Source organism: Anatilimnocola aggregata, assembly GCF_007747655.1.
Taxonomy (GTDB): domain Bacteria; phylum Planctomycetota; class Planctomycetia; order Pirellulales; family Pirellulaceae; genus Anatilimnocola; species Anatilimnocola aggregata.
In genome coordinates, this window is the sequence record NZ_CP036274.1 from 7,364,228 (window position 1) to 7,386,558 (window position 22,331).

The following is a 22,331-nucleotide window of genomic DNA, read 5'->3' on the forward strand; positions in this document are numbered from 1 at the left end:
CCCCTTAGCCACGGTGGCCGACCAAACGGCCACGGTCTTTCGACATTGTCAACAAGGCTTCCCGTGCTTGCTCATTGCTGAGCCAGCACGGATACATCAGGCGCACTTTTCCAATCGCTGACTAAAAGCTCGCTCGGTGTCTCCACGATCAGATCAACGCGACCGAGCAAGTCTGGCAGGCCTGAAATGAGCGGGCCGCGAAGTTCTTCTTCGATGGCGAGAATCGTACCCGAGGGCTTGGCCAATTCGCTTTCCCGAAAGGCGGTCAACATTCGAGCAGCCAGATCGGTGAGTGCAGCCGCATCATCCTCACGACCGAAACGCACAGGCTTCGCGTCCCGTTCTTGCCATTCGGCCTGATAGTGCGTGAGCAATTCATCCACGCCTGGCGCGGCACCGCCAATCATCTGCTGGCGATAGAGATGCTCGATCGCCCGATGGATCGCACTGCCAAACACGAGGCTGGCTGAAACTGATTCTTCGGGCAAGCCAGCGATGTACTTGAAAAAATACTTCAATGGGCATGACTGGTACGTGCGGATCGAACTGAAGCTAAGGTAACTACGCACGGGTTTCATTTCAGCCGGCGGCGCGCGTGACGGGAGTGGATGCTCAACCACTACGAACAATTTGTCGAGTTCCGTGGGCGCCTGGACCACGGGCGACAAAATAATAACGAACGTGCGCGATTGCTTGCCGGCGGTGAGCTGCCGACTCAGAGCCTGCACAATCTCCGCCGACTGCAGGAAGCGGTGGAAATTGACGAGCACCAGAATCCCGGTGCTGCCGGCAGCGGCCAGCGTGCTGGCCGAACGGATGGCTGCGAGGGGATCAACGGCGCCAGCTGCACTTCCCGCCAGGCTCTCCTGCCCAGGAATGCACAGGCCCTGCTCCAGATCCCAGACGTTTAATCGCCAGGCTTCCTGCTGGCACAGTGTACTGATTTCGGCCAGAGCATCTTCATGCTCGTGACTTTCGACCCAGATGCCCGTGAAGCAAGCCTGGATCAGTTCCGATAGACGATCTTGAAGCATGGAGTGACTCCGAAGGTGGTGAAGCAGACTTAAACGAAGCCGGACAAATTGCCCGGCGAGTGGATTGATTGACTCGGGTACACGCGTTCCCGACGTAACCTGAGTGAAGGAAATGGCGGAGAGTGCATCCAAGGTGGGCAGCCAAGGCAGCCCCGAAGTAGGTGTTTTTGAGGCTCGCAAACTCACCCGGCACGCTTCCTGCTGTTTTGGTCTTCCGGCAGCGCTACGCCTTGCTAACTTGGGAACTGCGTGACGCAAAGAGTGCAGGGAAATCAGCGAGCTTCGTAGCAGGCTTGACCCTGCAAGGTCGCAGCCAAGATGCGAATGCAGCTGGGTATTTCTCCCACCAGTCGGAGCCTTTTAAAGGCCGCAACCCTGCTGCCGTTCGACCTGGTCCTGGTTGACTTGGCTGGCATAGAACTCGGGTGACAGCGATTCCAGCAGCTTGGTACCCAGAGCCTGTTCGAGGAATTGGCTGGCTTGTCGACAAGCTCCGCCGGCGAAGCCGCGAGTTTCCAAGCGTGTCTCCCCAGAGGCAGTGATCGTAACTTCGATCGTCTGATGCACGTTGCACCTCCTGTCACTTGTGGGACATGCAGACCTTTCTGGACGAAGGTGGTTCGATGGACGAACGTACTACAAGGGCGGAGGCTGTTGATCCTCGTCCGGTGTTTCGGGCTTTGAGCGATCGGGCTCTGGCAGCAAAGGCAGTGGCTCAGCCAGTAAGTGGTGGGCAAGTTCTTCGATGAGAACCTGGCCTTCCTCTTCCTTCGTCGTTTCCCGCCATAGACCGATAAGTGAGATGGCTGCAAGCACTAGCGGTGCCAGGGTTGCGAGTAGCGTTCCCACGGCGGTAAGCCCGCTGGTAAGAAGTGATTCTTTGTGTCGAGCCTGAGCGACTTCCCGTCGTTCGACCTCCAACACGTCGCGCTGTTCAGCGATCCCTGCCTGGTCGCGACGCAGCTCGTGCTGAAGGTCGATTAGTTCACGGCGCGCTTGCGCATCGGCCACGACGAGTTGTTGGCTTCCCAGGGCGACAGTCTGGGAGGCTTCAGCCATCCGTTCATTCTGAGCAGCCTGTTCATGCGTGACCTGCTGAGCCAGGTCCGCCAGGCGTTCGTCGGTGCTGCAACCGGCGAGAGCGCAGCCTGCGGCGATGCCGATCACGAGACCGAGTCGTTTCATGCGTGCTTGTTCTCCTTTGAAGAAGGAACCTTCCCAGCAGCCTGCGCGTCGCTCGGTACAGCCGAACTTGCCGCACCAAAGCTACCGCCAAAGCCGCCAAGGACAACGAAAAACAGACAACCAACGTGGTGAGCTGCAAGCGCACCTCCTTTCAAGAAGCTGGGATGAAAGAACGCCTACGTTTGCAGGGCAAGCTGGCACTGCGTTCAGCATCTCCGCGGCAGACCTCGCAGCCGCGGAGAACTCCAAACGATTGCTACACTCGGTAAGCTAGATTCAAGCCGCGGCAACCTCCTTCGCCTCACCCTGAAACTGCTCCCAGGCCTCTTTCAGCTCTCGCCTGAGCTGACTAACCCGACTTTGACTCAGGCCGAGCTGCTGAGCGGCATCCATCGTGGTCGCACCGCCAGCCAACAATTCGGCAGCGGTTCGCTTTGCCCGTTCGAGCCCACGCAGCCAGGCCCGGAAATCGAGTCGGCAGGCAGCCACATCAGCGGGCGTCGCGCGCCGATCTTCGACGGCCAATTCCTCCCACTGGCTGCTCTTGTGGCAATAAGAGAACGAGCGCGACGCCAGCCCATTCCGCTTCTGGCAATTTGGCGACAGGACATCATGAACATTAAGCGATGAGCCCACGCGCCGGCCAGCGCGGTACTGAGCCACGGCGTAACGACTCAGCGGCCAAGCGTAGGCGATCGACTCTTTGCCACGTTCGACTAGTCGGCCGTAAGCCGCGAAGGTGTTGGCAATCACCTCTTCAATCGCATCTTCGCGTTCTTCAGCGGGAAGCTTGCGAAAAGCACAGCGGGCGATCAGGCGAATCTTGGGCAGCAGCAGTAAGTAGCGATCTTGCCAGTTGTTCTGGGTGTTCGTGCGGCGGGGAGCGGGGGAAGAGATAGGCGCAATGGCAATCATGGGTACGATCCTTGGGAAAGGGACCGCCCCAGCACGGGGCGGTCGTGCTGAAGAACACAACCGCCCCGCGGAAACGCCGCGAGGCAGGGACAAATTGTCTCAGGCTCGCAAGACGCAAGCCTGGAAGGCGGCGATCGTTAGATCACCGCTGAAATCGAGCCCGGGGAGCGTTGGAACGAGGGGTCCCAATAGTTAGCTTCCGGGAGCATGTTATTTTGACACGCTTATCGAAAAAATTCAGGTAAAGATTTGGCGGACAAGCCACCACGGGAGAGGCAGGGCAATCAGTGGTAGGAAACGGTCTTAAAGCAGGTCTAGCTCATCCAGCGTGAGCTGTTTCTTGACGATGGCTGCTTGAATGAGAAGTGCTGGATCACCCATCGAGACGGCCCTGTAAACGTGCAACAGTTGCCGAAACTCGGCCCGTGTAAGGCCTTCGCAGGCAGCGTGCTGGAAGATGCCAACAGCCCGCCGATCGTCTACTCAAAAGAAGGCTCAAGCACAGCAACTTCGTTTATCGGGAATCACTCATGCCCGGCGAACGCTGGTCCGCTTGTTGAGCCTGGTCGTCTGCCGCGTGCGGCCCTCGGTTCATGCGGCGTACCAGGCGATGGAAGGGACGCTGCAGGTAATCGCCAAATCGGTCTATAAAAAACTCGATGGCACGGAGGCCACGGTAGCGAAGCTTTGGTGAGCGAATCCGCGCGGCGAATGGCAGCGATGGCGGATGAGCTCGATGCGCCGTTGCCACCGCTTGTGCCCGGCTAGCGGCGGGAGCTCTTTAGCCTCCGCTCGCTTCCGCAGTATTAGCTCCGGCGGCGGCTGAGTCCTGTTGCCGTTAGGGGCTTGGACTCGGGGACGGATCGATGCGTTCATTGGTCAGTTTCCGGTCCGGCACGACCATGATGTAATTTCCCACGCTGCCGGCGTGCTGGATTTTCTCTCTGCCGAGACCAACGAGCATTTCAATCAACAAAGAATCGGTTGCACCGGCCTGCTTTGAGACCGGATGATCAGTTGCGGATCAAGTCGCCGTGTGGGGCCGGGCAATAGAGACAGTGCGGGAGTATCGGTCGCTCACTTGAGCGACCCCAATTGAGCTGACCCTAGCTCGTTACTTGCTCCCAGCGCGTCACAAACGATCCTAGCTAGCTCTGGGAGATTTCTCAACCCCAGTTTGGCGTCAAGTCACACAGTCGATCGAGAATTGGGCAGCAATTTCGGCGGCGCACGGCGTGACGAGTTGCAGTAAACGTCTACAAGAGCGCACCCGATGACTGGTGACCAAACCGATGACAGAGAAGAGGCCGCCTAAGCCCGTCCCTCGCTGTTATGCGAGGGACGGGTGGCTCTGCCCTACTGCTCGATTGGCATCATCTGGCGAAGCCGCCGGAATGAAGCCAGCCACATTGACCAGTGCAGGCAGTCTGCGGCACTCGCCGGACATCATGTCCGTCTTGGTTAGACGCGTGACGAGATGCTGTAAACGATTACTCAAGTATGGCGAGAAGAGGACGACTCTCAGGCCATTGTCTGGGGAGATCAGCCGATGGCTCGTGCCGCGGAGGGGCCTTTCGTCGGCTGAAAGTAGCGGTCGAACTAACTCACCAGAGCCCATTTATCCAATTCACGATGAACCAAAACAATCGAATTCCTTGCATTTCGCTGCGGAACGCTTCTTCAATCGCTTGAGTTCAACATTCCCGACTTTCGTCTCCGCCGACCAACAATCCCAAATCAGATCATGCGAGTCGGCGACATTCGCTCCCAGAACCTGGACCAACCATCCAGCCGCGCCCACTCGGATCGCCCTCGTGGCGCTGCATCCGAGTTGCCTGCAGTTCAATTTCTTCCGCCGTTTGCCGAGCATTAGCAATGTTCACATCGCCCGAGCCGAGCTTGCGATTCAACAGTTCAAAATAATCAAGCCATTCTTTCGGAGTCTTATTCGAGTTGTTGTTCATATGGGGCATCGTTTAGTTAAGTTTTTTAGGCGTTGCAATCTTTGCAACTCGGGGAGTTCGTTTCTCGGTGCTATGCGGTAACAATCCTTTGGCGGCGAGCTTGGCATCGATGGCGGTTCGATTGATCGAGATCTCTTCGATTTTGGTGGATTTAGGCGAGATCTCGGCGATGAATTCCGAAAGCCAGGTAGCCGTTGTGCACAAGGTCGCTCCGATACGCACCGAGCGCAGTCGCCTGCCTCGCAGGCCTCGCAAGGCCCACCTGGCTACAGTACTCGGATGCACCGGTCGTCCTGCTCGCAGTCGCGGTAGTAGCGATGTAGCCTCCGCCATCGTCATGAAGCGTTCGGCTGCAAGATCGAGAGTGGCGCTCATTGGCCGCGACTCGTGGCGAGGAGGCTCTCAGCTCCTTTCCGCTGCATTGGCAGCCAATAGACGAAGACAATACAGGGTCGGTCACCTCGACAACTTGCGGACCTCATGCGGTTCTCCAACGTTACTAGGGAATGGACGAAACTTCGCCCATCTTGCGAGCTCCCCGGAAAAATGTCCAAGTGGGTATACCCACCCGCCGACAGAGAAAAGTCGGTTAAAGTCCGAATTGCTTGAGTGACCGCAATTCACGCTCAGTTTTGGCTTTCCGAAGCCCGGCTTTGACCGGTTCGGTGTCTTTCAGCACACCAGGGAAATCTGGGCAGATCTTTCGCCGTTCGCTGTCAGGCAAATTATTCCACCGCTCCATAAGGCGTTTTTTGAGCTTTTTGGAGTCTCTGGGGGGCAAATTTTCCGCCCACTGGAGAAACAACTGATCTCGTCCAAAACAGGCGCGAGGTCGCCCCGAGTATTTCGTTCGGAACAAGAGTTCGGGCGGAAACCATCCCGGAAAGATGGCGGGAATGGTTTGTTCGTCGATGATCAATTTCTGAACCGGATCATAGGGATTCCAGGACGACGGGGCGATTTCCTCCCCTTGAACGGACAGCTTATCGGCCAAGTTTCTGACTATTTCCAGATTCTTAATTTCGGGCGAGAAGCGTTCCCGGCTCGAGAACTCAAGTGGTTCGAGGCCCGGCCACTCTTCGGGAGGAGCCTCTGTGTCGCGTTCGTCGAAACAATCGGAAACGACGAGTCCTAACTGCAACCATGCTTCGAGAAGCGGACAATCACGATGTCGCCCAACTTGGCGAATCGAAGAAATTGCAGCTTCCTCGACTTTGTCAAGAAGCTGCCCCGCTTCGCTCTTGGCTTGCCCTGGCCAAATGACTAACCCTCCATGAACCGTGTAATCGTAAGTCCACTCCTCTACAGGCGCGCGCCAGTCGCTGATGGTCTGGCAGGCATCCAGCAGGATGCCGACGCTCGATCTTTCGAGTTCCGTAGCACCTGAATCAATCAGGTTCTTCCTTAACTCGCTCGTGATCCTGACAGCGCGCATGGCCCGCGCTCTAAAGAGCGCAAGTATTTCAAAATCGAAATCTGAATTCGGCGACTGGCGCTCGGGAACATCGAAATACGTTCGGCCCATTACCCAGTATCCGGCTACCTGTTTAGCTTGACTGATCCGCAGGCCAAGGCCAAAAGCTAGTGCTTCAAGTTGCTCGGAATTTTCGCTGGTCGATTCGGTTTTCGACATTCGTAACTGCATTCATTCAGGAGGCAAGCAGCTAGCCCGACTGTCGCATAATGTCTGCCGCCTTGGAAAAATCGCGCTCGGCGTAGATTTGGGTTACAAACGCCTCCGAATGCCCGAGGACGACCTGAGCCCCATCTAGGCCGTGTACCTTTCTCAGTTCCGTAGCGCGGGTGTGCCGCAGCTGGTTGGGATGCCAGCGGTGTCGTCGCCGCCATTCTAGCGCCAGGGTTTCACGTCTCAAGATTTCTGCGTCGGTTAATTCGGCGGCGGTTGCGATCACTAATTCAGGAGGTAGCGGAAACGCTAGATCGCACGCCCGTTCAATCGAGCGACGGTAGCTCGTTGTCGTATATCGGTCGCCTGCGGTTCGTTTCGGTTTGGCTTTGCGATTCGTGCCAGCGCGATTACCACGATCGAGCGGAGTCCTGCGGCGAGATGCCTTGAGCGAACGTTGGTGAGCTACGGCTTCTAGCGGCGAGAAACAAAACGTCTCAGAATCTCGATCAAGCCAGGGCCGAAGGATCGCCTGGGCACGCGGCCCCAGAAAGATCCTTCGTTCAATGTCATGATGTGCTGTCTTGTGACAACGTGGTGTGTAGCACCAGATGTCTTCGCTGCGCTCAACGTCAACCGGGCGCAAGATGCAAATTTCACCGGGCCGACAGCCGGTCAAACGCTGGAGGCGAACCATGGCCTCCACCGTGGGCGTAAGGTAACGCAACGTGGCCTCAATCGCGGCATCGCTGACAGAGGCAATTGGCGCTGATTCGCGAACATCGCTCCGCCCCTTTTTTAGGCCGCTCACCGTTGCCAGTGCTTGGTGTACCGCGACCGGAATCAGTTCATTCTCGACGGCCCAGCGAAACATTCGCTTAATCCGGCTAATGTTGTTGTTGACCACGGATCGGCAGTGGCCATCGCGAACGAACTCATCCCTCACGAGCTTCAACTTGGAGGGACTAAATTCGATGGCAGGCAGATCACCGAAGAGTTTGAGCAACCGACGCAAAGCCTGCTGCACACAGACCACCTCGGAGGTAGCTTTGCCGTCGCGACGGTAGTACCCTTCGCAGTACGTGAAGAAGTGAAGCGAAAGCTCCTTAAGGGTGAGAGAAGCGATCCGTTCATCGGGTTTGGGGAGCTCGACCGGGTCCGAGTAGAACCGCTCAGCGATCAAGCGATGGTATTTCTCCCAGCTGGCCGGGGAACCATACGGACCTAGATAGAAATCCTGGCCGTGGATTCGAACCACGGCAAGATTCTTGGGCTTGTAGTGCCGATACGCGGGGACTTGTCGGGGACGGTCGAACATGGCGGCAGCTCTCCGGTAGTACTGGTACTACCATTTTGAAGAACTTAAAGCCGCACTGCCGACCATCGGCAGGTAATGTAACCACTTATTCGGCAAAGATTTACGAAAAGTCGGGATGATAGGATTTGAACCTACGACTTCTTGGTCCCAAACCAAGCGCTCTAGCCAGGCTGAGCTACATCCCGAATGTGAATAGGTAGTTTATCGGCGAAAGCCGAATTGGACAATGCTAGTAAGAGCCCCATTTCGACAAGTCCTGGTGTCAAAAACTCAGGCCGCCCGCTTGGCTCGCGGGGCAGAATCGCTGAGGAGTTCGCGCAGGCGGTCGAAGTCGTCGGAATCGGTGAAGTGAATCACGACGGTGCCGCGGCCTTTTGCCGACTGCTTAATCTCGACCTTCGTGCCGAGAGCAATCCGCAACTCCTGCTCTAACGACGCGATTTGGTCGTTTCGGGTTCGCTTCTTTTTAGCCGTCGGAGCAGTAGCGGTGTGGCCGTCGTCTTCGGCAGCGACCTGCTCGTTCACTAGGCGTTCGACTTCACGCACGCTGAGTTGTTCATCGGTAATGCGGTGAGCCAAGGCAATCTGCTCGTCGTCGTCCCCCAGCGGGAGCAGCGCGCGGGCATGTCCGGCCGAAATCGCGCCAGTCCGCAGGCTTTCGAGGACTTCGGGCGGCAATTCCAGCAGCCGCATCAAGTTCGCGATGGTGCTGCGGTCGATGCTCAGCCGCTTGGCCAATTCGTCCTGCGTGCAGCGATGCTCGTCGAGATAGCGTTTGAAAGAGAGAGCCTTTTCGATCGGATTGAGATCCTTGCGCTGCAAGTTCTCGACAATGGCAAGCTCGGCAACCAGGCGATCGTCGGCTTCGCGGACTCGGGCAGGAATGGTTTTCCACCCTGCGCGAATGGCGGCGCGCAGGCGACGCTCGCCGGAGATCAATTGATACCGGCCCGCGATGCGGCGCACGAGAATCGGCTGCAGCAGATCGTGCTGCTTTAAGCTCTCGGCCAGCGAGGCGATTTCTTCTTCGTTGAATTCGCGGCGAGGCTGGAACGGATTGTCTTGAATTTCTTCGACCGCCAACTGCAGCAGTCCGGTATCACCGGTGCTAGCAACTTCAGTCACTGAGCCCTGCAGCACGCTGTCGTCGAACAGTCGCGGCTCGGTTCGCAGCGGCAACGAGACCGTTTCCACGGGGGTTTCGAGATTCTGCTCATCTAGCGGCGAGCCCAGGAGTGCCGCAAGTCCACGGCCTAGTCGACGGTCTTTACTCATGAGCCAAAATCTCCAAACAGAGTTCAATGTAAGCCCGAGCGCCGCGCGAGCGAGGAGCGTAGTCCATCACGGCCTGGCCATGACTGGGTGCCTCGGCGACGGCGACGTCGCGGGGGATGACTGTATCAAAAACCACCTCGCCGAAGAAATCCCGAACTTCGGCATCGACCTCGCGGGTCAGTTCCAGCGAGGCATCGTACATGGTGAGCAAGATGCCGCCGAACTCGAGCCGCCCCGGATGCTTCTTCATCACCGAGCGAATGACGTTAATCATTTGCGTCAGCCCTTCCATGGCGAAATACTCGCACTGAATGGGCATGAGAACTTCGGTGGAAGCAGCGAGGGCTGTTTGCGTCAGGCCGCCCAGCGACGGCGGTGAATCGATCAGGACGAAGTCGTACCCTTCGAGTTCGCCGGCCAGGTGCAGGCGAATCGCATCGGCCTGGCTGTCGTTGCTCTTGGCGAGTGCGTCGACATCCTGGAACGAGCGACTTCCGGGTAACAGCGACAGACCTTCGTAGGGTGTCGGCAAGACCGACTCGTGCAGCGGATTGCGTTGAACCAAGGCATGGCGGGCCGTCGGTTGCTGGCCGAGGCCGGAAGTGGCATTGCACTGTGGATCGAGGTCGATCAGCAGGGTGCGTTTACCGGCGCGTGCAAACCCGGCAGCCAAATTAATGGCTGTGGTCGTCTTGCCGACGCCTCCCTTCTGGTTGGCCACGCACAGAATCCTTCCCACCAGTTCCCTCCGCTGGAGTTCCGGCTTTAGCCGGTGTCTTTGCCGCACTGCAGTCAGCCGGCTAAAGCCGGAACTCCAGCCCGGTTCCGCGGCGGATGATAGTGGCAGGTGACAACTGGGGAAAGAGCGTTTGCGGTGAAGGCAGAAGTAAGTAGGCAGAATGCAGAAGTAAAGACAGGAGGATTCGGCGGGTCGCGGTGTTTCACGTGAAACGGCAAGGTCGACGCGGCCGGCGTTGTTTCACGTGGAACGGGCGTGCCGGTTCACTCGCTTGATTGCGATCTGGCTAGGCACCAGGGAATCACTTCGCTCTCAATCGCCCTTCGAATCCGCGAGTCATCGCCCGTGGCTTCCAAGAGGAAGGCGATGCCGTCAGGCACATTCCCGGAATACACGCCGTCGAGATTGAACACTTCCGCACCGACACCGAAAGTGCGTCTTCGATTCAGCGGATCATCCTAATTGCTAGCGTCAATCAACTTCAGCGAACCGAGACACCACGCCGAAACGATCTTGGGCACACCGGGAAAATCGTTTGGTAGATAGCCATCCAGGCAGGTTTCGTCTTTGATAAGGCAATAGAGTTCGCCATGTTGGTCCCAGTCGAACGATTGCGGTTCACGCAGCCAGCCCTCGATTGCTTGGAGCACCTTACTTGGAAACTCCGGAGCTACGTTGTCTGGAATCATATCTCCGTGCTCCTGAAACGCCGCCCGCCAATCGGGAAGGAATTCTCGAAACGCCGCCAATCCCATTCTCAACGCAGCTTCGTGAGTGTACGGCCATAAGGTTGCCGGACCATATTCAAAACCATTTGGCAAGAAGTCGGCAGTCGACATGAACAGGCGAATGCCGTCGTCGAGCGACTGACGATCCGAGTTCGAGAGTCGAGCGATAGCGACCGTGCTGCCGAGTGACGCGGCCAACTTCAGGAGCGATGCGGGTTGAGTTAGTTCCATTCGAGGCACCGTCGTGTTGCGGATCAGCCCCTCATCCCGGCCCTATCCCCGTAGTACCGGGGCGAGGGAGTGACTCGTCGCTACGCGACCACATCTTGGACCTACTCCAGCGGATGCACCACCATGCCGCCGAGCAGCTTGGGATAGAAGTAGGTGCTCTTGGCGGGCATGCGTTCGCCGTGTTCGCTGATGAGCCGAACGTGCTCGACGGTGGCCGGCATGACGAGGGCGGCCAGTTCGAAGCGGCCACCGGTGCCCATTTGGCCCGTAGCATCGCGGCCCGCTTTATCGCCACTCTTCAGGTTTTCGATCACTTCCTGCACCGAGTGAACGTACATTGGCTTCGGCAGCGAAGTTAGGCCGAGCAGGTCTTCCATCACCAGGCGATGTAAGATCGAAACGCCCAGTCCTTGCCAGTCGCTGCTGTGCTCCGAGGCGAGCTTAGCTAACTTCTGTGAACCTTCTTCCGTGGCGAGTGCTAGCGTCCAGGTATCATCCTGGGCGGTGTAGAAGGCGAGCTTGTTCTGCAGTCCACCAGCCGCGATCTCCTGCCAAAGCGCACTGGCCAGATCCGCGCCAACGCCAATTGGCCGGGTGATGAACGAGCCTTGCAATTTCGACGACAGCTCGACCGAAGTAATCGGCGGCACGCCGCGGAACAATCGATGCGTCGGCAGCACCAGCAAACCCGGATCGTTCATGCTCACGCACTGCGTCAGCACGAAGTTCGCCGGGTGATTCGAATCGAGCGGACCCGCAGCGGCCAGTTCATCCCGATAGTTGCAGGCGGTCTCATAGCGATGGTGACCATCGGCAATGAACATTGGCTTGGCGTCCATGATGCTCGCCACAGCTGCGATGGTTCGCACATCGGTCACCGGCCAAAGGCGATGCACCACGCCCAAGTGATCGGTCGCCGTCAGCGGGGTTTGCTGGGATACGGATTCCTCGAGCATGTTCTGGGCTTCATTGGCCGGATCTGGGTAGAGGCCAAAAATCTGGCTGAGGTTTGCCTTACAGGCCTTTGTCAGCAGCAGGCGATCTGCCTTCGGACCCGAGTGCGTCTCTTCGTGCGGATAGATCTTGCCTTGGCCGAAGCGTTCGAGCCTTACGCGGCACATAAAGCCCCGGCGCGTGAACGTCTGCCCAGCAGCTTCAAAAGTCTGATGATAGACGTAGAGCGCCGGATCGGGGTCGAGTTGCATCACCCCTTCGCTGCGCCAGTTGCGGAGGAACTTCGCAGCCCGGCTGTACTTATTCGATTGCTCATTGTCCCCCGGTTCGTCCCGGTTCAATTCGAGGCGAATGAAATTAGCCGGGTGCTTCTTATAAAGCTCGTCTTGAAACTCGGGGGAGATAACGTCGTAGGGAGGCGTGACAACGTCGCTCAAGGAACCGACATGGCCCAGGTCGTAACGAAGTCCGCGGAAGGCTTGAATCGTTGGCATGGAAGAAACTGCTCGGCTGCGAGAGGAACGCTCAGTTTTTGAACTGATTGGCCCAGAGGTTGCAATACGGTGCCCAGCCTACCTGCCGCGTCCACTGCAACCCGACGAATGTACGAAGTTGCGATTGGAACGGTTGTAGGCGAAGCCACAATTTTATCGCCGGGTCGCACCGATGAGCAGGGGGCGAACCACTCCGAAATGGCCTGCCGGTCGGATTAGTCCGCCGAGCACCAGCCAATCAGGGGCGGTCGGGTTGTGCCGCACAGTGAAGATGTGCTGCACGACTCCCTTAAGACTTGCCGAGAAAATGGTCGTATAGCAATCACGATGACTGCTAGCTGACCGGATCTCACTTGCTTGGATTCCTGCCAGGTGAAGATGCAACCCGTTGGTTCAAGGGTGGCCTGCCACTTGATTTCAGTTCATTGGTCACATTGCACAAAACACTTGGGAGATTTCGCATGAGGACTTTACTGGTTATTGCCCTTCTGACCATTGCTTTCGCACCGATGGCCGAGGCTCGTGGCCGTCAATACTCGGGTGGTCATGTCGTTCATAGCCGTCGCGGGCTGGTGATTCTGCACCGCGCTGTGCCAGGCGGTGGCGGCGTGCATGTGTATGCCGGCGGTCGATAATTGGAACTTAGCCGCACCGGCAGCAGCCCGTAATATTTGCGGGCCGAATAGGAGTGGTGCTGGGATCAATTTGAGATCCAGCACCGAAGTGATAACATCCCTACGTGGGCCCCGAGCCACCAGCATCGGCAATCTTGGCCAGGTCTTGATAGGTCAGGCCTCTCTTCGCCAGTTCAAAGGCGTGCCTGGTCGTGGGACTAAGATAGATGATTAGCCCGTAGATCAAAATCGCCAAACCCGTCGGCAGGCAGTAGCAGGTCATGCCACCCACAATCAGCGATCCGAGCGCCGCGAGTCCCCACCGATAGCCGCGCAGCCAGAAGTTGCGAATGCCGGCATAAATCTGCAAGACCCCGGCGATCAGACCGCCGCTGGCCATACACACATAACTGATCACAAGCACGCTTTTCATCTGGTCCATCCGCGGATCGTCGGGACCATTACCGCGGTACATCAGGTCTGGAATGACGAAGGCCGAAACGATGTACATGCCTCCCATCATCAGGGTCAGCAGACCGTGAATGATCAGCAGCACGCAGATGACGCGCTGCTGCAATAGAGTGGCCGGGCTCAATCCGCCGGGCAATATAGTCTCCGGCGCGTCGTCATGAACCGGCGATTGATAAGGGTTGTGCGATTCCGGAACCATAGATTTCGTTACCGCTCCTCAAACTGCTTGAGGTCAGCTCCCATGAAGCCAACCTTGATTCCGCCCGCGGTTAGCTTTTTGGTTGCCGCGCCGTTGGCCATCAGCATGAACAACAAACCAACGCAGGGAACAAACGAAACTAAGGCAAGCCCAATGGCACTGGCCGAGCCATAAACCCGCTTTCCCAATCCGTACATGGCGACCGACTGCAACACTGAAATCACCAGCTGAAACCCCAGGATAATGTAAACGCCAAAACTCTCACCCAAGCCGCTAATGAACCGAGCCAGCACACCGAACAACAGCCCGGTGAGCAAGACATAAATCAAGAATCGCTGCGCCTTGGCAATTTCCAATAATCTCGCGCGATGGGACGCGTCTGACAGCTTGGGAAATTCCTCGACCGAAACTGGCGATGCGTACGGATTGAAGGGCTCTTGAGACATAGAACTGGCCATAACCTGATGGGTGAAGACTTGAAGACCAGCATCGTAGTCCACTGCTCGATGCTTCGCCAATGATCCCTCAACTTCAGCCACCGCGCAGCAAAAAGCCCGGCAGCATGCACTCACACCACCGGGCTTCCCTGTTGGAGTTCCGGCTTTAGCCGGTCTTTCGCATTTACATCTTCCTAATTCTGCCTTGGCATTAGTACCGATAGTGCTCGGGCTTATAAGGACCTTCGACTGGCACGCCCAAATATTCCGATTGCTTGGCCGTCAGCTGAGTCAACTTCACGCCGATGTGCTCGAGGTGCAACCGAGCCACTTCTTCGTCCAGCTTCTTGGGCAGGCGATAGAGGCTCACCTCGTACTTGTCGGTGTGTTGCCACAATTCGAGTTGTGCTAGCACCTGGTTCGTGAAGCTGTTGCTCATCACAAACGCCGGGTGGCCAGTGGCACAGCCGAGGTTCACCAGGCGACCTTCGGCGAGCAACAACACGCTGCGGCCAGTCGACTTGAAGGTGTAGCGATCGACCTTACCCTGCTCGGCAGGCTTGATGTTGACCTTCGTGGCCTTGCCGGCCTTCACTTGGGCTTCCATCCAAGCGACGTCGATTTCGATATCGAAGTGCCCGATGTTGCAAATGATGGCATCGTTGTGCATCTTTTCGATGTGCTCGCCGCGAAGAATATCGCAGCAGCCCGTCGTGGTGACGAAGATGTTCCCTTGCGGAGCAGCGTCTTCCATCGTCGCCACTTCAAAGCCTTCCATCGCGGCTTGCAAAGCATTGATCGGGTCGATTTCGGTCACGATCACGCGAGCACCGTAGCTTCGCATGCTGTGAGCACAACCCTTGCCCACGTCACCGTAGCCAGCGACGACGCAGACCTTGCCGGCAATCATCACGTCGGTCGCGCGCTTGATGCCGTCGGCCAGCGATTCGCGGCAGCCGTACAAGTTGTCGAACTTGCTCTTGGTGACCGAGTCGTTGATGTTGATGGCTGGAACCTTGAGGGTCCCTTGTTCCAGGCGCTGAGCCAGGCGATGCACGCCCGTCGTGGTTTCTTCCGACAGACCCTTGATGCCCGCGAGCAACTCGGGGTACTTGTCGTGGACCATGTTCGTCAGGTCACCACCATCGTCCAGAATCAGGTTCAACGGCTGGCCGTCGGGGAAGAACAAAGTCTGCTCGATGCACCAATCGAACTCTTCGTTGCTCATGCCCTTCCAGGCGTAAACCGGCACACCAGCAGCGGCGATGGCGGCGGCCGCTTCGTCCTGGGTGCTGAAAATATTGCAGCTGCTCCAGGTCACTTTCGCGCCCAGTTCCACCAGCGTTTCGATCAGCACGGCGGTCTCGATGGTCATGTGCAAGCAACCGGCAATCCGGGCACCGGTCAGCGGCTTGGTCTTGCCATATTTACGACGCAAGGCCATCAAGCCGGGCATTTCGTTTTCGGCGAGCATGATCTTCTTACGACCGAGCTCGGCCAGGCTGAGATCCTTCACTTTGTACGGCAGACGTTGAGCAACGGCAGTAGACACAGGCAAAACTCCTAAGCAAACAAACGGGCCGCGCGGCAGACTCGCCCGCGGAACAGATCCCTGCCATGCCAACCGTTCGCAATCGAGCCAGTTAACGCAGGCGGTGAGTACGGCACTATCATAGGGTTGAGGCAAGCAGATCGACAACCCGGAAGGCCCCCAGCAAAACCCCCAATACAGGTGGACTGAATTAGCGGTCCGGAGTCTTTGGCGAGCAGTCGCTCACCCAACTGAAAAAGCGCTTTTCGCCAAAGCCCCCCGTCTTCTCTCACCCGTTTACTCATTCCTGCGTCCGCCGTCGTCGCCGCGCCCCCGGCCGCGGTTGCCGAAAAGACTTTGCCGCTTCCTCTTTCCCGTGCTCCACGAACGCGCACATTTCGATCGCCGTGCGGCGATCGTCGGCCAGCTTGGCCTGATGGCGTTCTTCCTTCTCTTCTTCGCTCAACGGTCGCGGATTTTTCGCCCGATGCGTCAAGTACCAGGCTGCCGCCCGCCAGTTCTTGCGCGCTTCCGTCATCAGCGTCAATTCGGGCTGCAAATCACTCAGTTCTTCTGCCCGGCGCAGTTCGAGCGCCAGATTGGGATCCCGCTTTACAGCGCGAGAAATCGAACTCTTATCGATTCCTAAATGGGCAGCTGCCTGATTCCGCGAGAACCCGATCGAAAGGAGCAACCACAACTGCTCGATGAGACTTTCAGTGAAGACGGTTAGCCGTCCCCCTTTGCAAAACGGCGCAGAATTGGGCAGTGACAGTGGCGGCCCTTCATTGGGCTTGCGCGGGATGAGATTCTCCGGCAGTGCGGGCGTGGCAATCGCAGAAGTTCCGGACTGACTTACGTCGATCTGGGCCAAACTCAATACATCCTGTTTGTTGATTTTCTCAGGGAGGCTATCACCACTAAACTCGCGATTTCCTGGGGAAATCGCTACTTTTTGCCCCTTGGACTCAGCAGGTTTATCAACACCCCCCTTTTGCGGTTCTGGACGTAACTCCATTCCGCAGACCACCACCTTTCCACCATTTTCGCTCGTATTAATGACAATCTCCCAACAACAGGCGCACCTACTCCGCAGCAACACCTTGTTAACTGCTGACGAAATTGTACACATGCACACCTCGCCTGCCAACAACTTTTTATCAGGTGTTGTCAACTTTGTGGACAAGAGACTGCGGCCTGTGCTGAACCCAAATCATTGGCAGCACCGAAGGTGCGACCCTGCCAGTTGAACTATCGATGGATGTCAGGGTGCCAGATCCGGTTAACCGGGCCGCTTGCGGCCGTTGAACTGGTGGTTCGTTTGTTTTGCAGTTCACCCGCGCAAGCGCGTGGGTGAACCAGATTTTAATGAACGCTAGCCGGACGCCTACGTCAGCCAAGGGCCGGGAGCCGAAAATGCTGATCGCAGTGGTGCGCTCAAGTGTGTTGTTAAATGGCCGCTAACGCCGCCTTCGCGGCGGCAATAAAGTCACGCACTTTGGCCGAATCCTTCTTGCCCGGCGAACTTTCGACGCCGCTGGCGACGTCGACCGCGTCGGGCTGAGCGATCCGAACTGCCTCGGCAACGTTTTCGGCGGTCAGCCCACCGGCCAAGATCACCGGCAGGCCAAAGAGTTGGTCGCGTTCGTCGCGGACCACGTTCCAGTCGACTACTTTGCCCGTCCCGCCGAAGGCATCCGGGGCATAAGCGTCGAGCAACACGGCAGAAGGGAGGGCAACTGCCGCATCGCAGGCGAGCAGGTCGTTGGCAATCGCCGATAGATCCCGCTCTTTGCAGCGATAGGCCCGAATCATGCTCACGCGCACGTCAGGATGCGTCGAGAGGGCCGCCAGAAACTGCACCGGCTCATCGCCGTGCAGCTGCCAGGCATCGAGCTTCAACTGCTCTTGCAGCGTCATCAGCCCGGGCTGACTTTCGTTGACAAACACCCCCACAATGGTCACGCCCCGCCCGGCAGGCGACGTTCGCACAGCCCGCACAATTTCGGCTGCCTGTTCCGGCGTCACATAGCGCGGGCTCCGCTTGTAAAAATTGAGTCCCAGCGCATCCGCGCCAGCTTCAATTGCCTGCAAGGCGTCGTCAACGTTCGTAATGCCACAAATCTTAATGCGAAACAAAGGGAACTCCGGGAGAAAGCTGAACAGGCACGTCGGGGAGAGGTTGAAATCGGGAGGGCAAGGCTCCCAAAACTCATTCTAATGGACAACTGCTACTTCGTAGGATTGGCAGACCGCATCACGACCATTGTTTGGGCAACGCGCCTATGACTCCCAATCCACTTGTCACTTCACAACGATACGGGCTATTCCTGTTCGGTATGGGACAGTTTGTGGCACCCTTTCTTTGTAATACAGAAGGAGTTCGAGAATCGATGATCTTGGCTCAAGTTGCCTTGGTGGCAGTCTTTGCCGGGCTGAGTGGACTGGATTGGGCTCGATTATTTCTGCTGGCACCAATCGTCCCCGCTACTTTCGTTCTTTGGCTGGGACAGACTCCGTTGCTGTACCAAGGGTACATGAATCAGCTTGTGTTTTCGCATGCCCTCTTTAGTTCACTCGCCATACTGGGGGTACGGCTGAGCGGAATCCGCGGTGGCTGGCCAAACCCGCCTAGTTCAGAGGGGAAATGTTGGCAGATTTCGATAAAACAACTGCTGATCGTGACGACCGTTGTCGCGGTGGTGGTTTCAGGGGCCACCTCATTGCGCCGACTTGTCGAGGGACAAGCAGAAACAGAATCCTATGTGCCGCTCTATGCCTTGGTTGATGCACTCGCTACTAGCCTGCTAACTCTCTCGATTGTTTGGGCACTAGGAACTTCGTGGCGGTGGTTGAACTTCAGCCTGATGCTAGTGTTGGCAGTTTTCGTCTACACGATTCAGGTTTTTGCCTTTCGCATGGAGAAAAGTTGGGATTCCCATGCCCTTCAGTTTACGGCGTGGCAAGCATTCATGATTGCCTCACTAATGGTTCTGCGGCTTGCCGGCTGGCGATTGATTCGCCCTCACCAGCAACTTAACGAATCAAGAAACTTGGACGGCGAGTACTCCATCGAATGAAATGGGGCGATCGTCGATGGCCCCGTGAAACGATCGGCCGAGTCTTTCGTCTAACTAGCAGGTAGTAATGTCCGCCGAGAACGAATCTGAGAACGAACCCGTGAACGCGGTTGCCACCATCTCGACCAGTGAACCCAACCCGTTATCCTTGGCGATCATCTGGCTCCAGCGCGCGATGATCGGCCTGTTACTCGTCGGCCACCTTCTGCTGCCTCTTTGTGCAAACGGCGATTTGTTGCGGGATGCGGCGTTTTGCGCTCAACTGGGTTTGTTCACGAGCGTCGTTTTTCTCGGTGGACTCTCCTGGCGGACAGCGGTTCCGTTTCTGCTAGTTGGGCTCTTGGTTGGCGCCATTTGGATTCGCGTCTTTCCTGCGGAATATATTCGCGATTACGTCGTTCCCGCACTGCTCGTTCCGCAGATTCTGGCGGTTGTTTGCCTCCTGCTCGCGGCCCTGTTCTGGGTCCAAGGAACTTGGAACGCTGTTGAGACTCGCGACTTGGGACCGCTGCAGGTTTCGATTCGCGGACTGCTAATCGCGACGACCCTGATCGCAATCACACTCGCCGGTGCGAATTGGCTGCAGACGATTGCCAGCTTTTACGATGGCTCGCCAACGTACTACGTTCTCGTTTGCCTTGTCGACGGCTTCGGTTCAGCGCTCCTCAGCCTGGCCGCGGTCTGGGCGATAGGCACTCGCGGAGCAACTGTCGTGAAGTCGCTGATTCTGCTCCTGCTCACCGCGTTTCTCGCGCTGGTGCAGATCATTGCGTTTGGGATGGCGGATTTTTGGCAATACGTCGCCGTCTATTGGGGCTGGTATGCGCTGCTGACATTCGGTTCGCTCTGGACGATGCGTCTGGCGGGCTGGCAACTTATTCCTTCGGACCGCACTCTTCTCTCTCGTCTGCGAGGTTCATCATGGTCAGCCAGCTGAAATCCGTCGCCAAACATCCTTCGCTCGATCTGATTGAAGTCGCTTCTCCCTGCACGGCCGATTGGAACGCGATGCAAGGAGAAGAGCGGAAGCGATTTTGCTCGCAGTGCAACTTGAATGTCTTCAATCTCTCCGAGATGACGCGCGAAGAGGCGTTCGCGTTCGTCGCAAAAAGTGAAGGGCGCACCTGCATTCGCATGTACAAGCGGGCCGACGGCACGCTCATCACGCGGGACTGCCCCGTTGGCCTCGCTGCGGTCCGGGCGAAGTTCGTTCGCCTGGTCGCAGCCTCCGTCGGTTTATCGGTGGCCCTGTTCGCGAGTCTACTAACTGCAGCGGGCGCGATTCCCGGCATCCGCGCCTTCACGGCGCAATCAAAAGTCTGTCGCCTGAAAAGTCACAACATGCCCGTTACCGGCAAAATGGTGATGGGCAACGTCGCTCCGCCGGTGATGGGAGTCATGCCAGCAGGTGCCGTCATGGCGCAGGGGGGCATGCAACCACCGCCCCTGCCGCCAGCACCGATCGCACCCGCAAAGTAGGGTGGGTCGACGTCGCGCCCGTTGTCACTTCCGAATTGATCGACCCTCCCGCGACGAGGCCCAGCAGCACGGCGGGATGACTGGCGCTCTCGCGTTCCTCTGAGCCGGCAGCGTCAGCGCCCGGAGGTTTCTCCGCGAAGAGAGAGAGAGAGAGAGAGAGAGAGAGAGAGCAAATACTCTCCGGGCGCTGACGCTTCTGGCTCATCAGTTTCCATGGAAGCCACGCTAGCAAACGAGTCCACTTGTAGCGGTCCTGACAGCATGGCCACCTGCCTTGAAGGGCGAGGATGGTCTGCGTCGATACCACCGGAGGATTCTCCCCACAGGTCGAACAAGCCAGGATGCGCTTGCGATGCACGATGGACCGTATGCCGCGCGAAGTGAGCCCGGGTTTGCTGACCCGTCGGCAATGTCGCGGAAATATGCGCCGATTCTGCTCGTTGCCACGGCTGTCTTCCTGCTGGTGTTGGTTCTGGCTCGCTCGCCCCTCGAAGGGTATATAGTCAGCCAGAAGATTCAGGCGGCCGATGACCGCGCGATGACGACCGCGCCGCTCGCGACGGAACAGGTAGCCGCCTGGATCAAGACCGATGCCGTTTTGGCTGCCACCGTGCAGCAAGTCTGTCCGCGGGACTCGCTCGCATCGCAGAACGACCTGATTCGGCAATTGCAAAGCGGTCTATCGGTGAAGCCCCTCTCCGCTGAGGCTGCGAATTCTAGCTGGCAGTTGGCCCTGCAACATCGCGATCGCCAATTGGCTTCGCGCTTGATTACGAAGCTCAGCCAGTCGCTCACCGAACAGCTGAAGCATCTCGATCAAAGCGAAGCTCAGTTGCTCGTGCAGCACTATCAAAAAGTGCTGACCCAGGCCCGCGATGAAGAAGAATTCGCTCGGCAAACGCTCGAACGGGCCCGCCACGAGCAACTTGCCGCCGCAATGCAGGCCGCCGAGCGCGAAACCAAAAGTTCCAGCGCGGTGGCCGCCAATCAAGTGAATCCCGCCTGGCAAGCTTTGCAGCAGAAGTTGCAATTGGCTAAAGCCCGGCTCGACCAATTGCTCTCCGCTCGCACGCCCGAGCATCCGCAAGTGATCGAAGCCGAAGCTCAACTCGGTGCGCTGCAGTCGCAACTCAATGCCACGCCGCAAACACTGGACGGAAGTCGCGCAGAAGAAGGTCAACATGCCCCCGCCTTGCGCGGTCCACAATTGCAAGAAGCGGCCCGCAACGACTCGCGCCTGAGTGTGCGACTGATCAGTTCGGCCGGTGAGTCGGCTGATGTAAATTCACTCTCGAGCGTCGGTCACATTCAACAACTAACGGCCGCCTGGTCGACCGCGACTGGCAAGCGAACCATGGCCGAACGGCAGTGGAGCGAAGCTCAGCAGCAATGGGTTCGCGGACTGAATACGACGGGCTGGCAAACTTCGCCCGCCTGGACGCAGCTGCAAGTTGGCGGTCGCGTGCAGCCGTTTCAATGTTTGCTGGCAGGAGCGCTCGCCCTGTGCGCTGGTCTTGGTACCTGGCGGATCAGTTATCTGGTCGCCAGCGATGGCTCGCTGATGAGCGTCGCGCAATTGGCCGAGACCTTGCCCCTGCCGGTGTTGGGCGAAGTCCCGCTCACAACCGAGTTGCCCCGCCGCACGCCAGAACGCATGAGCTGGCACTTGCAGCGCCTCACGCAGTTAAGCCTGGCCATCATTGCGGCCGTGATCCTCGTCTCGGCCTGGGCTTCGGCCGCTGATAGCAACCTGAGTGCCCAGTGGACCAGCGATCCGGCCTCGACACTCGGCCAGGCTTTCGACCTGCTGCATCACCGCGTACTGGGCTGATTCAATCGCTAGAGTTCGTTGAGCCGGTCTGTTTCCGAAAAGTTCAACCAACTCCCGGCCGAAATTAACCTCTCCACCCTGCAGTCAGCTGCAATGTTTGGTCGATGCAGAAGGTGATTCGATTGAACGCGAGTGGTGGTGATGCGCTGCCCAGGGCCCGCTAGCAGCTGGCAGCCAGCAGTTCCCCGCTCGCGCGATGGCGTCTCTCCCGCCTGAGTCGTTTGC

At 57.8% G+C, this 22,331-nt stretch carries 23 protein-coding genes and 1 tRNA gene; 6 read left to right on the plus strand and 18 right to left on the minus strand.

What is annotated here, in order from left to right; translation table 11 throughout:
* Positions 1-71: 71 nt before the first annotated feature.
* From ETAA8_RS27880 to ETAA8_RS27895, 4 genes are all read right to left on the minus strand, one after another.
* Entirely contained in the window at positions 72-1,034 is a 963-nt protein-coding gene (locus ETAA8_RS27880) for a RecB family exonuclease (protein WP_145096561.1), read from the minus strand.
* Between the two features lie 360 nt (positions 1,035-1,394).
* Entirely contained in the window at positions 1,395-1,601 is a 207-nt protein-coding gene (locus tag ETAA8_RS27885; protein ID WP_145096565.1) for a DUF2997 domain-containing protein, read from the minus strand.
* A gap of 69 nt (positions 1,602-1,670) precedes the next feature.
* Positions 1,671-2,219 (minus strand): hypothetical protein, encoded by a 549-nt coding sequence (locus tag ETAA8_RS27890; RefSeq protein WP_145096568.1) that lies wholly within the window; start codon positions 2,217-2,219, stop codon positions 1,671-1,673.
* A 276-nt stretch (positions 2,220-2,495) separates the two neighbouring features.
* Complete coding sequence (locus ETAA8_RS27895; protein ID WP_145096570.1) at positions 2,496-3,134, minus strand: hypothetical protein; 639 nt, start codon at positions 3,132-3,134, stop codon at positions 2,496-2,498.
* A 457-nt stretch (positions 3,135-3,591) separates the two neighbouring features.
* Here ETAA8_RS27895 and ETAA8_RS27900 point away from each other — a divergent pair, with 457 nt between their 5' ends.
* Positions 3,592-3,828 carry a hypothetical protein gene (locus tag ETAA8_RS27900; protein WP_145096573.1) on the plus strand — a complete coding sequence of 79 codons (237 nt, stop codon included), beginning with the start codon at positions 3,592-3,594 and terminating at the stop codon, positions 3,826-3,828.
* A gap of 1,048 nt (positions 3,829-4,876) precedes the next feature.
* Here the strand turns inward: ETAA8_RS27900 and ETAA8_RS27905 are convergent.
* From ETAA8_RS27905 to ETAA8_RS27945, 9 genes are all read right to left on the minus strand, one after another.
* Positions 4,877-5,098, minus strand: coding sequence for a hypothetical protein (locus ETAA8_RS27905; RefSeq protein WP_145096576.1), 222 nt, complete (start codon positions 5,096-5,098; stop codon positions 4,877-4,879).
* 12 nt (positions 5,099-5,110) lie between these two features.
* The gene (locus ETAA8_RS35995) at positions 5,111-5,473 is read right to left on the minus strand and encodes a DUF1580 domain-containing protein (RefSeq protein WP_145096579.1); all 363 of its coding nucleotides are present in this window, start codon (positions 5,471-5,473) and stop codon (positions 5,111-5,113) included.
* Between the two features lie 214 nt (positions 5,474-5,687).
* On the minus strand, positions 5,688-6,731 hold the full coding sequence (locus ETAA8_RS27915; protein WP_145096581.1) for a hypothetical protein: 1,044 nt from the start codon (positions 6,729-6,731) through the stop codon (positions 5,688-5,690).
* A gap of 31 nt (positions 6,732-6,762) precedes the next feature.
* Positions 6,763-8,043 (minus strand): tyrosine-type recombinase/integrase, encoded by a 1,281-nt coding sequence (locus tag ETAA8_RS27920; RefSeq protein WP_145096584.1) that lies wholly within the window; start codon positions 8,041-8,043, stop codon positions 6,763-6,765.
* Between the two features lie 110 nt (positions 8,044-8,153).
* A tRNA-Pro gene (locus tag ETAA8_RS27925) sits at positions 8,154-8,228 on the minus strand.
* Positions 8,229-8,313: 85 nt separating this feature from the next.
* Positions 8,314-9,318 carry a ParB/RepB/Spo0J family partition protein gene (locus ETAA8_RS27930; protein ID WP_145096587.1) on the minus strand — a complete coding sequence of 335 codons (1,005 nt, stop codon included), beginning with the start codon at positions 9,316-9,318 and terminating at the stop codon, positions 8,314-8,316.
* Entirely contained in the window at positions 9,311-10,057 is a 747-nt protein-coding gene (locus ETAA8_RS27935; protein ID WP_145096590.1) for a ParA family protein, read from the minus strand. The genes ETAA8_RS27930 and ETAA8_RS27935 overlap by 8 nt, the downstream gene beginning before the upstream one ends.
* A 458-nt stretch (positions 10,058-10,515) precedes the next feature.
* Positions 10,516-11,016: a hypothetical protein gene (locus tag ETAA8_RS27940; protein ID WP_145096592.1), complete on the minus strand. Its 501-nt coding sequence runs from the start codon at positions 11,014-11,016 to the stop codon at positions 10,516-10,518.
* Positions 11,017-11,117: 101 nt separating this feature from the next.
* Positions 11,118-12,464, minus strand: a complete 1,347-nt coding sequence (locus tag ETAA8_RS27945) for a DUF1015 domain-containing protein (RefSeq protein ID WP_145096595.1) — start codon at positions 12,462-12,464, stop codon at positions 11,118-11,120.
* Between the two features lie 461 nt (positions 12,465-12,925).
* Between ETAA8_RS27945 and ETAA8_RS35000 the strand changes: the two genes are divergently transcribed.
* Positions 12,926-13,099: a hypothetical protein gene (locus ETAA8_RS35000; protein ID WP_202921315.1), complete on the plus strand. Its 174-nt coding sequence runs from the start codon at positions 12,926-12,928 to the stop codon at positions 13,097-13,099.
* 100 nt (positions 13,100-13,199) lie between these two features.
* Here ETAA8_RS35000 and ETAA8_RS27950 read toward each other — a convergent pair whose 3' ends face one another.
* From ETAA8_RS27950 to ETAA8_RS27970, 5 genes are all read right to left on the minus strand, one after another.
* On the minus strand, positions 13,200-13,748 hold the full coding sequence (locus tag ETAA8_RS27950) for a hypothetical protein (protein ID WP_145096598.1): 549 nt from the start codon (positions 13,746-13,748) through the stop codon (positions 13,200-13,202).
* An 8-nt stretch (positions 13,749-13,756) separates the two neighbouring features.
* Positions 13,757-14,206 carry a hypothetical protein gene (locus tag ETAA8_RS27955; RefSeq protein ID WP_145096601.1) on the minus strand — a complete coding sequence of 150 codons (450 nt, stop codon included), beginning with the start codon at positions 14,204-14,206 and terminating at the stop codon, positions 13,757-13,759.
* 190 nt (positions 14,207-14,396) lie between these two features.
* Positions 14,397-15,737, minus strand: coding sequence for an adenosylhomocysteinase (gene ahcY / locus ETAA8_RS27960; protein WP_145096603.1), 1,341 nt, complete (start codon positions 15,735-15,737; stop codon positions 14,397-14,399).
* Between the two features lie 280 nt (positions 15,738-16,017).
* Positions 16,018-16,734 (minus strand): hypothetical protein, encoded by a 717-nt coding sequence (locus tag ETAA8_RS27965; RefSeq protein ID WP_145096606.1) that lies wholly within the window; start codon positions 16,732-16,734, stop codon positions 16,018-16,020.
* 431 nt (positions 16,735-17,165) lie between these two features.
* Positions 17,166-17,855 carry a phosphoribosylanthranilate isomerase gene (locus ETAA8_RS27970; RefSeq protein WP_145096609.1) on the minus strand — a complete coding sequence of 230 codons (690 nt, stop codon included), beginning with the start codon at positions 17,853-17,855 and terminating at the stop codon, positions 17,166-17,168.
* Between the two features lie 146 nt (positions 17,856-18,001).
* On the opposite strand from ETAA8_RS27970, the gene ETAA8_RS27975 reads away from it, so the two are divergent.
* The 4 genes from ETAA8_RS27975 to ETAA8_RS27990 all read left to right on the plus strand — a co-directional run bounded on the left by ETAA8_RS27975 (position 18,002) and on the right by ETAA8_RS27990 (position 22,106).
* Complete coding sequence (locus ETAA8_RS27975; protein WP_145096612.1) at positions 18,002-18,796, plus strand: hypothetical protein; 795 nt, start codon at positions 18,002-18,004, stop codon at positions 18,794-18,796.
* A gap of 67 nt (positions 18,797-18,863) precedes the next feature.
* Positions 18,864-19,733, plus strand: a complete 870-nt coding sequence (locus tag ETAA8_RS27980) for a hypothetical protein (protein WP_145096615.1) — start codon at positions 18,864-18,866, stop codon at positions 19,731-19,733.
* The gene (locus ETAA8_RS27985; RefSeq protein WP_145096618.1) at positions 19,718-20,275 is read left to right on the plus strand and encodes a hypothetical protein; all 558 of its coding nucleotides are present in this window, start codon (positions 19,718-19,720) and stop codon (positions 20,273-20,275) included. Before ETAA8_RS27980 ends, ETAA8_RS27985 begins: the two co-directional genes overlap by 16 nt.
* A 352-nt stretch (positions 20,276-20,627) precedes the next feature.
* Positions 20,628-22,106: a GumC domain-containing protein gene (locus tag ETAA8_RS27990; RefSeq protein WP_145096620.1), complete on the plus strand. Its 1,479-nt coding sequence runs from the start codon at positions 20,628-20,630 to the stop codon at positions 22,104-22,106.
* Positions 22,107-22,331 lie beyond the last annotated feature (225 nt).

Excerpts from the sequence above, each read along its gene's own strand:
- ETAA8_RS27880 (WP_145096561.1), bottom strand. The coding sequence starts at position 1,034 with ATGCTTCAAGATCGTCTATCGGAACTGATCCAGGCTTGCTTCACGGGC.
- ETAA8_RS27890 (WP_145096568.1), bottom strand. The coding sequence starts at position 2,219 with ATGAAACGACTCGGTCTCGTGATCGGCATCGCCGCAGGCTGCGCTCTC.
- ETAA8_RS27895 (WP_145096570.1), bottom strand. The coding sequence starts at position 3,134 with ATGATTGCCATTGCGCCTATCTCTTCCCCCGCTCCCCGCCGCACGAAC.
- ETAA8_RS27900 (WP_145096573.1), top strand. The coding sequence starts at position 3,592 with ATGCCAACAGCCCGCCGATCGTCTACTCAAAAGAAGGCTCAAGCACAG.
- ETAA8_RS27905 (WP_145096576.1), bottom strand. The coding sequence starts at position 5,098 with ATGAACAACAACTCGAATAAGACTCCGAAAGAATGGCTTGATTATTTT.
- ETAA8_RS35995 (WP_145096579.1), bottom strand. The coding sequence starts at position 5,473 with ATGAGCGCCACTCTCGATCTTGCAGCCGAACGCTTCATGACGATGGCG.
- ETAA8_RS27915 (WP_145096581.1), bottom strand. The coding sequence starts at position 6,731 with ATGTCGAAAACCGAATCGACCAGCGAAAATTCCGAGCAACTTGAAGCA.
- ETAA8_RS27920 (WP_145096584.1), bottom strand. The coding sequence starts at position 8,043 with ATGTTCGACCGTCCCCGACAAGTCCCCGCGTATCGGCACTACAAGCCC.
- ETAA8_RS27930 (WP_145096587.1), bottom strand. The coding sequence starts at position 9,318 with ATGAGTAAAGACCGTCGACTAGGCCGTGGACTTGCGGCACTCCTGGGC.
- ETAA8_RS27940 (WP_145096592.1), bottom strand. The coding sequence starts at position 11,016 with ATGGAACTAACTCAACCCGCATCGCTCCTGAAGTTGGCCGCGTCACTC.
- ETAA8_RS27945 (WP_145096595.1), bottom strand. The coding sequence starts at position 12,464 with ATGCCAACGATTCAAGCCTTCCGCGGACTTCGTTACGACCTGGGCCAT.
- ETAA8_RS35000 (WP_202921315.1), top strand. The coding sequence starts at position 12,926 with ATGAGGACTTTACTGGTTATTGCCCTTCTGACCATTGCTTTCGCACCG.
- ETAA8_RS27950 (WP_145096598.1), bottom strand. The coding sequence starts at position 13,748 with ATGGTTCCGGAATCGCACAACCCTTATCAATCGCCGGTTCATGACGAC.
- ETAA8_RS27955 (WP_145096601.1), bottom strand. The coding sequence starts at position 14,206 with ATGGCCAGTTCTATGTCTCAAGAGCCCTTCAATCCGTACGCATCGCCA.
- ETAA8_RS27965 (WP_145096606.1), bottom strand. The coding sequence starts at position 16,734 with ATGGAGTTACGTCCAGAACCGCAAAAGGGGGGTGTTGATAAACCTGCT.
- ETAA8_RS27975 (WP_145096612.1), top strand. The coding sequence starts at position 18,002 with ATGACTCCCAATCCACTTGTCACTTCACAACGATACGGGCTATTCCTG.
- ETAA8_RS27980 (WP_145096615.1), top strand. The coding sequence starts at position 18,864 with ATGTCCGCCGAGAACGAATCTGAGAACGAACCCGTGAACGCGGTTGCC.
- ETAA8_RS27985 (WP_145096618.1), top strand. The coding sequence starts at position 19,718 with ATGGTCAGCCAGCTGAAATCCGTCGCCAAACATCCTTCGCTCGATCTG.
- ETAA8_RS27990 (WP_145096620.1), top strand. The coding sequence starts at position 20,628 with ATGCACGATGGACCGTATGCCGCGCGAAGTGAGCCCGGGTTTGCTGAC.